Here is a 6617-nt window from a genome sequence, read left to right on the forward strand (position 1 = left end):
GTACAGGTGGTAGAAACGGTATCTTTGATACCAACGATTTCTACGGTCTCACCTACTTTAACGATACCGCGCTCTACACGACCGGTAACTACAGTACCACGGCCAGCGATAGAGAATACGTCTTCGATCGGCATCAGGAACGGCTGGTCAATCGCGCGCTCCGGCTCCGGGATATAGGTATCCAGGTGGCCAGCCAGCTCGATGATCTTCTCTTCCCACTGAGCGTCGCCTTCCAGCGCTTTCAGCGCGGAACCACGAACTACCGGCAGGTCATCACCCGGGAAGTCGTACTCGGTCAGCAGTTCACGAACTTCCATCTCAACCAGTTCCAGCAGCTCTTCGTCATCAACCATGTCACACTTGTTCATGAACACGATCATGTACGGGATACCAACCTGACGACCCAGCAGGATGTGCTCACGAGTCTGCGGCATCGGGCCGTCAGTCGCTGCTACTACCAGGATCGCGCCGTCCATCTGGGCAGCACCGGTGATCATATTTTTAACGTAGTCGGCGTGACCCGGGCAATCTACGTGGGCGTAGTGACGGGTAGCGGTGTCGTATTCTACGTGGGAGGTGTTGATGGTGATACCACGCTCACGCTCTTCCGGTGCCTTGTCGATCTGGTCGAAGGCGAAAGCTTTACCACCGAAGTGCTTGGCCAGCACGTTGGTGATAGCTGCAGTCAGGGTGGTTTTACCGTGGTCAACGTGGCCGATGGTGCCGACGTTTACGTGCGGTTTATTACGCTCAAATTTTTCTTTAGACACGACGTAGTCCTTCTAGGTTAAACCCGCCTACCGTCGTAGGCGGGGAATCTTAAATTACTTGGATTTGCGCTCTTCGATCACGGCTTGTGCAACGTTGGTCGGTGCATCGTGATACTTGGCGAATTCCATGGCGTAGGAAGCACGACCCTGGGTAGCGGAACGCAGTGCAGTTGCATAACCGAACATTTCGGCCAGCGGCACCAGAGCACGTACGATCTTACCGGACGGGCCATCTTCCATTCCTTCGATCAGGCCACGACGACGGTTCAGGTCACCGATAACGTCGCCCATGTAATCTTCCGGAGTTTCAACTTCTACTTTCATGATCGGTTCGAGCAGAACCGGATTGGCTTTCATGAAGCCAGCCTTAAAGGCCATGGAAGCAGCGATTTTGAACGCCAGTTCGGAAGAGTCGACATCGTGGTAAGAACCGAAGTGCAGACGCACACCCAGATCCATAACCGGGTAACCAGCCAGCGGACCAGATTTGAGCTGCTCACGGATACCTTTATCAACACCCGGGATGAATTCACCAGGAATGACACCACCTTTGATGTCGTTGACGAATTCGTAGGCTTTGCCTTCTTCCAGCGGGTACATGTCGATAACAACATGACCGTACTGACCGCGACCACCAGACTGCTTGGCATGCTTGCCTTCAATGTCTTTAACGGTGGTACGGATGGTTTCACGGTAGGCAACCTGCGGCTTACCTACGTTGGCTTCAACCTTGAACTCGCGACGCATACGGTCAACGATGATGTCCAGGTGCAGCTCACCCATACCAGCGATGATGGTTTGACCTGACTCTTCGTCAGTCCATACGCGGAAGGACGGATCTTCCTGAGCCAGACGGCCCAGTGCCAGACCCATCTTCTCTTGGTCAGCCTTGGTTTTCGGCTCAACCGCGATAGAAATTACCGGCTCCGGGAATTCCATACGCTCGAGGATGATCGGTGCGTTCGGGTCACACAGGGTGTCACCAGTGGTCACGTCTTTCAGACCGATGGCAGCAGCGATGTCACCAGCGCGTACTTCTTTGATCTCTTCACGCTTGTTGGCATGCATCTGAACGATACGGCCAAAACGCTCGCGCTTGTCCTTGACGGAGTTCAGCACGGTGTCACCGGAGTTGATCACGCCAGAGTAGACACGGAAGAAGGTCAGGTTACCAACGAACGGGTCGGTAGCGATCTTGAACGCCAGAGCAGAGAACGGCTCGTCATCAGAAGCGTGACGCTCGTCTTTGGTCTCGCCGTCCATTTTCAGGCCGTCGATAGCAGCAACGTCGGTCGGAGCCGGCAGGTACTCGATCACGGCATCCAGCATTGCCTGTACGCCCTTGTTCTTGAACGCGGAGCCACAGGTTACCAGGATGATTTCGTTGTTCAGCACGCGCTGACGCAGAGCACCTTTGATCTCTTCCTCGGTCAGCTCTTCGCCGCCCAGGTATTTTTCCATCAGGTCTTCAGACGCTTCAGCAGCGGCTTCAACCAGATTCATGCGCATTTCTTGCGCCTGTTCCAGCAACTCGGCCGGGACGTCTTCGTAATCGAAGGATACGCCCTGATCAGCTTCATTCCAGTTGATGGCCTTCATCTTGACCAGGTCAACAACGCCCTTGAAGTTCTCTTCAGAGCCGATGTTCAGCTGAAGGGGAACCGGAGTACCTTTCAGACGGGTCTTGATGTGCTCAACACAGCGCAGGAAGTTGGCGCCGGTACGGTCCATCTTGTTGACGAACGCGATACGGGGAACCTTGTACTTGTTAGCCTGACGCCATACGGTTTCAGACTGTGGCTGTACGCCACCTACGGCACAGTACACCATCACGGCACCGTCCAGAACACGCATTGAACGCTCTACTTCGATAGTAAAGTCAACGTGGCCCGGGGTATCGATGATGTTGATACGGTGCGGTTGGAACTGTTTACCCATACCGGACCAGAAAGCGGTGGTCGCGGCTGAGGTGATGGTGATACCACGCTCTTGTTCCTGTTCCATCCAGTCCATGGTGGCAGCGCCATCGTGAACTTCACCGATCTTGTGACTTACACCGGTGTAAAACAGTACACGCTCGGTAGTAGTAGTCTTACCGGCGTCAATGTGAGCGGAGATACCGATGTTACGATAACGCTCAATGGGGGTTGTACGAGCCATTGTCATCCTCTTACTAAGGCGCTTGTCCCTAGATAATTAAAGGTGCGCAGAGTCAAAAGACCCTGCGCAAGCGGATTACCAGCGGAAGTGAGCGAAGGCTTTGTTCGCTTCAGCCATACGGTGAACGTCTTCACGTTTCTTGACAGACGAACCCTTATTGTCAGCGGCATCCAGCAGCTCGCCAGCCAGACGCTGAGCCATTGATTTTTCACCACGTTTACGAGCGGCATCAACCAACCAGCGCATTGCCAGGGCATTGCGACGTACCGGACGAACTTCTACCGGCACCTGATAGGTTGCACCACCGACGCGACGAGATTTAACCTCGACCGCCGGACGAATGTTATCCAGAGCTTCTTCGAATACGGCCAGGTGCTCTTTGCCAGATTTGGTGGCAATGATGTCCAGGGCGCCATAAACAATGGCTTCTGCAACAGATTTCTTACCGTCAACCATTACTACGTTGACAAATTTAGCCAGCAGCTCTGATCCGAACTTGGGATCTGGCAGGATTTTACGCTGACCAACAACACGACGTCTTGGCATTTCAAATTCTCCGTAACTTCAGGGATTACCCAAAACTAGAAAGCTATCTAACTAGAAACGAATTAACGTTTGGCCTTACTTAACGGAGAACCATTAAGCTTTAGGACGCTTCACGCCATACTTGGAGCGAGCCTGCTTACGGTCTTTAACACCGGCACAGTCCAACGCACCACGAACGGTGTGATAACGAACACCTGGCAAGTCTTTTACACGACCGCCACGGATCAGAACAACAGAGTGCTCTTGCAGGTTGTGACCTTCACCACCGATGTAGGAGGTGACTTCGAAGCCGTTGGTCAGACGTACACGGCACACTTTACGCAGTGCAGAGTTAGGCTTCTTCGGGGTGGTGGTATATACACGAGTGCATACGCCACGCTTCTGAGGGCACGCTTCCAGCGCCGGCACGTTGCTTTTCACAACGAGCTTGATGCGTGGCTTGCGAACCAACTGGTTAATAGTTGCCATCAAAAGGCTCCTGATAATGACTTCATAAACGTGTGGAAAATCCTCCCCGCAGATACGGGGACGCGAAATTTTATGCCCTGTTGTCTGGGGAGTCAAGATTTATACAATTTGCGTCACAAAAGGGCAATTCGGATCCGTTTGATTTAACGACATCACTTTGAATTTTCTTGAAAATATGCTTCTCAGCCACCCCAGGTGCGCGGGGAACCTTTTTGCGCAATCAGTGCCACCAGACCCGCCATGTCGAGCACATTGCCCACCCGATGCTGCAAACCGCGAGCTTGCAGATCTTCCTGCATCACATAAAGCGGGATACCCGCCAGCCGCGCGCTCCACTGGGGAGCCGATGCCGCAATCACGGCATCCTGCATCAGTACCAGCTCATCCTCGGGCTGAAGATATGAGAGCGCCTCTGCCAGAGCCTGACTCTGAAAGGGAGAGTTCAATATCAGATGCAACATGGAGACCTCAAAAGCTGATGTGAGTCGAACATTGTACCCAGCGCCGAGCCAGCTCCTGGCGCGGCAGACTCTCGACCGGGATCAGCAGATCATCCACTGTCACGCCACGCTCTGCCAGCGAGTCAGCACAGACATAGACCTCTTCGATATCGTAGAGTTCCAGCATTTTGAAAGTGGGCGCGTAGTGGCGCTGCAAAATGGCGGCAGGCTGCTGTTCCTTGAGCAGTTGCAGCACGCCGTCCCCAATCAGGAAGAGGGCCAGCTCATCGGTCATGGCCGAGGTGGCCAGCAGGGCATCCAGTCCTTCCCGGCCAGCGGCATGGCCATGGGGACCACGACTGCATATAAAGGCGATTTTCTTGCTCATGACTCCCCCTAGAACTGAATCAGTCGATCGGCAGTGAGCGCAGCCTCGGCCAACTGGCCCAGACCGCTCAGACAAAATGGCGGTTGCAGATTGAAGTGCACCTGCCCTGCCCCCTTGGCCTCCTGCTCATCGAGCACACCGCGCCGCATGGCGGCGGCGACACAGACGTCGATACGGATCCCCTGCTCTTCTGCCAGCTCTCGCCACAGACGCACCAGGTCAGTCTCATCGGATGCAGGCAGATGCAGACCGTTGCCGTTGCAGACCCCGTCCTGATAGAAGAACAGGTGGGACAAGGTATGCCCCTGTGCCAACATGGTGCGGGCAAAACGATAGGCGGTGCTGGCCGATTGGGTGCCATAGGCAGGCCCCGTGACCAGGATGGCAAAACTCAGACTCATAGCAGGACTCCTGTGCTGACCCGGTCCATTTTACGCCAAAAACAAAAAAGCCCCTGCCAGGAGGGGCTTGATTCGATCTGCGGATCAGAGATGGGCAATCGCCTCGACCTCGACCAGCACATCTTTCGGCAGACGGGCCACCTCCACGCAGGAGCGGGCTGGCGCCGCATCGCCAAAGTAGCGGGCATAGACCTGGTTGAAGGCAACGAAGTTGTTCATGTCGCTCAGGAAGCAGGTGGTTTTGACCACTTTGCTGGCATCGGCACCGGCAGCGTGCAACACGGCAACCAGATTCTTCATCACCCGTTCGGCCTGCTCTTCAATGCCGCCAGCCACGATTTCCATGGTGGCAGGATCGAGCGGGATCTGCCCGGAGGTGAAGATCATCTCGCCAACCTTGGTAGCCTGAACATACGGACCAATCGCGGCAGGCGCCTTGTCGGTTGCAATCACTTCTTTAGCCATTCATCTATCCCCTTCTGGAATGAGTTACTCGTTCTCGTCTTCACCCTGCTTGCGCTGTCGGATGTAAAGATAAACGGTATGTTTTGAAATATTGAGTTTGTCCGCCACCAGATTGATCGAGTCCTTGATGTCGAAAATGCCCTTCTCGAACAGCTGGGTCACGATGAAGCGGTTCTTGGCATTGTTGGCCACGGTGGGATCGCGATTGATCTCGTCGATGGTGTTATCCACCGTCTGGGCAACCAGCTCTTCCACGCTGTTGGCGAAGGTCTCTGGTGACTGACGCGCCGCCTGCTGGGGCGTCGGGAAAAATTCGGCCACGAACTCGTGGAAAGGCGCATTGATGTGCAGGTTGATGCAGATAAGCCCCACTACTTGCCGCTCGCTGTTGCGAATGGCGATGGTGCTCGACTTCATCAGCGCGCCGGTACGGCTGCGAGCGAAATAGCTCTGGGTGTAATCCTGGCCTGTGCTCTCGATGTCCTTGAGCATGCGCAGGGCGAGATCGGTGATGGGCGCCCCGAGGGTGCGTCCGGTATTGAAGCCGTTGGCGATCTTGATCACCGACTCGTGCAGATTTTCCAGGGAGTGGAGTACCACTTCACAATGCTTGCCGAACAGCTCGGCCAAGCCATCGATGAGCCCATCGTATGAGCGCAACAATTCCCTGTCTTCATCTGTAAAAGTGCGGCTGATCAGCTGTTCTTCGGGAAGCATGGCTTCCTCGATACCGACAGTCATGTTCTACCCCTGTAATAACCATTCAACTTTCCCGAGTTTTAAATTGCAGGGGAGTAAAGTCAACTTTTTTTGATTTTTTACTCTACAACTTTGCTCTGGATCATCCTGAAACCCGCGCTGCGTCTACCTTTGCCGAGGAATTGGTGTCTAGTCCTGAAATAGGTTTACACATTTTCAACTAGCATTTCTCTACTCAGAACCCCCTATGTACCGCATCGGGGGTTCTGTATTTCAACGC

General features: G+C 54.3%; 9 protein-coding genes. All 9 read right to left on the minus strand.

The window, feature by feature from the left end:
* Positions 1–770: elongation factor Tu (locus AB5Y92_RS22135; protein WP_368227713.1), on the minus strand; the 770-nt coding region annotated here is incomplete at its 3' end.
* 54 nt (positions 771–824) lie between these two features.
* Complete coding sequence (gene fusA, locus AB5Y92_RS22140; RefSeq protein ID WP_021229318.1) at positions 825–2930, minus strand: elongation factor G; 2106 nt, start codon at positions 2928–2930, stop codon at positions 825–827.
* 75 nt (positions 2931–3005) lie between these two features.
* Positions 3006–3476, minus strand: a complete 471-nt coding sequence (rpsG, locus tag AB5Y92_RS22145) for a 30S ribosomal protein S7 (protein ID WP_005339911.1) — start codon at positions 3474–3476, stop codon at positions 3006–3008.
* A 93-nt stretch (positions 3477–3569) separates the two neighbouring features.
* A complete protein-coding gene (gene rpsL / locus AB5Y92_RS22150; RefSeq protein WP_005306278.1) occupies positions 3570–3944 on the minus strand; it encodes a 30S ribosomal protein S12 in 375 nt (124 codons plus the stop codon).
* A gap of 182 nt (positions 3945–4126) precedes the next feature.
* Positions 4127–4405, minus strand: a complete 279-nt coding sequence (tusB, locus tag AB5Y92_RS22155; protein ID WP_005339909.1) for a sulfurtransferase complex subunit TusB — start codon at positions 4403–4405, stop codon at positions 4127–4129.
* A 7-nt stretch (positions 4406–4412) separates the two neighbouring features.
* Entirely contained in the window at positions 4413–4772 is a 360-nt protein-coding gene (gene tusC / locus AB5Y92_RS22160) for a sulfurtransferase complex subunit TusC (protein WP_164537870.1), read from the minus strand.
* Positions 4773–4780: 8 nt separating this feature from the next.
* Positions 4781–5173, minus strand: coding sequence for a sulfurtransferase complex subunit TusD (tusD, locus tag AB5Y92_RS22165; RefSeq protein ID WP_164537871.1), 393 nt, complete (start codon positions 5171–5173; stop codon positions 4781–4783).
* An 84-nt stretch (positions 5174–5257) separates the two neighbouring features.
* Entirely contained in the window at positions 5258–5638 is a 381-nt protein-coding gene (locus AB5Y92_RS22170) for a RidA family protein (RefSeq protein ID WP_005339904.1), read from the minus strand.
* Between the two features lie 24 nt (positions 5639–5662).
* Complete coding sequence (locus tag AB5Y92_RS22175; RefSeq protein WP_005339902.1) at positions 5663–6379, minus strand: transcriptional regulator; 717 nt, start codon at positions 6377–6379, stop codon at positions 5663–5665.
* Positions 6380–6617: the final 238 nt, after the last annotated feature.

The sequence above is a fragment of the Aeromonas sp. R1-1 genome (assembly GCF_040908495.1).
In the GTDB taxonomy this organism is placed as follows: domain Bacteria; phylum Pseudomonadota; class Gammaproteobacteria; order Enterobacterales; family Aeromonadaceae; genus Aeromonas; species Aeromonas veronii.